Below are 2,876 nucleotides of genomic sequence, written 5' to 3'. Positions count from 1 at the left end.
GGCGGTTTCTGGTCGATCGGCGCCGGCCTGGCCGAACGCCTGGTGCCCGCCGAGTCAGTCGGCCGGGCCACGGCAGTGATCTTCTCCGCCGTACCGCTGGGCTCGGTGCTCGGCGTCCCGGCCGGCACCTTCATCGGAGACATGGCCGACTGGCGCACGGCCTTCGTGGTCATGGGCGTCCTGACCGTCGGTGTGCTGATCCTGCTCATGCTCGTCGTGCCGCCGCTGCCGCCGACGCAGGTGACCCGCCTGAGCGTGCTGCGCACCATGATGAGCAGCGCAAACACCCGGTTCGCGCTGCTGCTGACCTTCCTGGTCGTGCTGGCCCACTTCGGCACGTACACCTACGTCACCCCCTTCCTGGAGCAGGTCACCCAGGTCAGCTCCGGCATGATCACGGTCTTCCTGCTGGTCTACGGTGCCGCGGGTATCGCCGGGAACTTCCTGGGCGGCGCGATCGTCTCCCGCCGGCCCCGCACCGCCTTCGGCCTTGCAGCCGCTCTGATCGCGGCCGCCACCCTGCTGCTGCCCGTGCTGGGCCGCTGGGAGGCCGGCGCGCTGATCCTGCTGATCGTCTGGGGCGTCGCCTACGGGGCCGTCCCCGTCTCCTCCCAGACGTGGTTCGCCAAGGCGTCCCCCGCCTCACCCGAAGCGGCCTCGGTGCTGTTCACCGCGTCCTTCCAGGCGACGATCTCCATCGGCGCGCTGGTGGGAGGCGTGATCGTGGACCGCTCCTCCCCGTCCACCGTCATGGTGCTCGGCGGCATCACCGCAACGCTCATGGTCGTTGCCGTAGGGGCTCACCTCACCCGGCGCCTGACCCGGCCGGACTCCGGCTGAAATCACCAAGACCGTGCTCGACTCCCTCGCGGGCGATGCGGACGCCGATGTGCTTGCCCATGGCCATCGCCGCAGGTGAGGGATGTCGTACGCCTTGTCCGGACGAAGGCGTTGAAGCTTGGAATCGGTCGCGTGGGATTCGTATGAGCGGGCTGATGGTCTGCACGGCACGGCTTAGGCTCGTCCCATGACGGAGCCGCCCCTCACCGAAGCCGAGATCGCCGAGGCCGAACGGGAACTCGGAGTGTCCTTCCCGGAGGAATACCGAGCGTATCTGCGCGAGGTGAGCGCAGGCGGGGCGCTCTTCCGGCTCGAGCGGACCGGACGTGGTTGGTGGTGGGCCGGGAACGACGAGGGGCGGCGCGAGCTGCTGGTTGCTCCCTTTCCCCATCCCGACTCCTACGCCGAGGCCGACGACGAACTGATGGCGCGTGAACCACAGGCCGAGGCGTTCGAGGACGACGCCGCGTACCGGGAGGCTCGGTCTGCCTGGGACGACGAGGCCGACAGGTTCGAGGATCTGAAGACGGCCGGCGCGGTCGTCATCCAGGAGCACGGCTGCGGCTTCTCCACCTTGTTGGCCCTGACCGGCTCTCTGGCCGGCACGGTCTGGTGGGACGGACGGGCTACCTGCGACCGGATCGTCCCGCTGTCCTTGGACCACCTCGGCGGCGCCCGGCCCGTTCGGTTCGGCGAGTGGTTGGACCACGGCTCCTGGGCACTCCTGCCGCCGGGCTGGGGACCATCCGTTCCACCAAGTCCTGTTGTTCACCGATAGGTTTTGGCTTTGTGGTCAGCGTCGGCTCACACCTTCGGGCGCAGATGCGCCAGAAAACGTGCTCACCGGCCTTGTACGAGACGTCGAGCATGGCTCATGCGGGACCAACAGGCGCTCCGTTTCGGTACGTTGGCGGGTGAGACCACCAGCCGGAACGATCAGGGGCCCTGCCGCGTCACGGCCCCTGACCACCAGCCGTCATCACCCGCGAACCACGGGATGAGAAGCGTTCACTGATCAACGACATCAGCCGCCGATGTCCGTGAGCGTGGTGGCGAGAACACCGGCCTCGTCCGGGGTCAGTTCGACCACCAGTCGACCGCCGCCTTCGAGCGGTATGCGCATGACGGTGCCTGGTCGGGTTCCCGGCCGGAACCATTGGTCGTCACCCCCGGCCCGTTGCCCTCGGTCCTGACCGCGTACGTCCCCGGAGCGGGTGTCGCAGTGGCGGCGGGCGTCAGGACGGCCGTGGCTCCCAGGACGAACGATGGGACGACGAGCGAGATGACGGCATTGCGTCGGATGCGCCGGGCCATGAGGGGTGTCCTCCCTCGCGATGACCGAAGGGCGCCGCAGAAGCACGGGGGCAAGTCGCCGCGCCAGCGCTCTGAGAGCGGTTCCTCCGGCCACAGCGCGACAGCGGACGTACGGCTGTGACGCCGGACTGATCGGAAAGGCGCCGCTCCACCCATCCTCCTCCCCGAACCGGGTGTCGACCGGACGACCGTGTGAGCCGGCTTGACGGCCAGGCCCAGCGAATCTCGCCACAGTGTCCGTCGTCAGCCGCTGTGCTCAGTCGGTTGAAGGCGGGCAACTCGCCCGACAGGCCTCGGGAGGCCAAGGCCCACTGCACGGAGCCGGGTCGAGCGGATCGGTCCCTCGCGTGACGGTGCGGTCGCACCAGTCGCAGACCACTGCTGCGTGGGCACCCGCGGCCTCAAGGACACCGGCTGCTTCCTGGGCGGCTTCGAGCCAGTCGGGTTCTGTGACCGCTACGGGCGCACTGTCCAGCAGGAGCTTGCTGTTCCAAAGGCTGAGGCCGGTGACCGTCCGGATCACACGGATCGCCTCCGTCCTCCGGTCCCCTGACTCCGTCAGCAGGACTCGAAATCCTGGCTCCTCCACACACCCTCCCGGCAGCCTCGAGCTGTTCGGCAAGTGAATCACCCCCGCAGCCGCTACCGCCGAGCCAGGACGAGGGCGGCGGCAAGGTGGGGTGCGGCCTGGTGGGCGATGGCGGGTCTGTCCGTTCGCATGG

3 protein-coding genes and 1 pseudogene are annotated in these 2,876 nt (G+C 68.9%); 2 read left to right on the top strand and 2 right to left on the bottom strand.

All coding sequences use genetic code 11. The features are described 5' to 3' along the window. Together B7767_RS21600 and B7767_RS21595 are read left to right on the top strand one after the other, a co-directional pair. On the top strand, positions 1 to 840 hold an 840-nt coding region (locus B7767_RS21600), incomplete at its 5' end, for an MFS transporter (protein ID WP_085573655.1). 187 nt (positions 841 to 1,027) lie between these two features. Beyond that, entirely contained in the window at positions 1,028 to 1,618 is a 591-nt protein-coding gene (locus B7767_RS21595; protein ID WP_085573654.1) for an SMI1/KNR4 family protein, read from the top strand. 246 nt (positions 1,619 to 1,864) lie between these two features. Here the strand turns inward: B7767_RS21595 and B7767_RS21590 are convergent. Then, positions 1,865 to 1,972, bottom strand: a pseudogene (locus B7767_RS21590) (DUF3117 domain-containing protein); the annotation flags it as partial. A gap of 438 nt (positions 1,973 to 2,410) precedes the next feature. Next, positions 2,411 to 2,743 (bottom strand): ribosomal protein L7/L12, encoded by a 333-nt coding sequence (locus B7767_RS21585; RefSeq protein WP_085573653.1) that lies wholly within the window; start codon positions 2,741 to 2,743, stop codon positions 2,411 to 2,413. Positions 2,744 to 2,876: the final 133 nt, after the last annotated feature.

Source organism: Streptomyces sp. 13-12-16, assembly GCF_002114215.1.
Classification (GTDB): Bacteria; Actinomycetota; Actinomycetes; order Streptomycetales; family Streptomycetaceae; genus Streptomyces.
Note: the sequence above shows the minus strand (reverse complement) of the source record. Positions and strands in the feature narration are given on the sequence as shown.

Bases quoted from the DNA above. Each gene is read 5' to 3' on its own strand.
- B7767_RS21595 (WP_085573654.1), top strand. From the start codon at position 1,028: ATGACGGAGCCGCCCCTCACCGAAGCCGAGATCGCCGAGGCCGAACGG.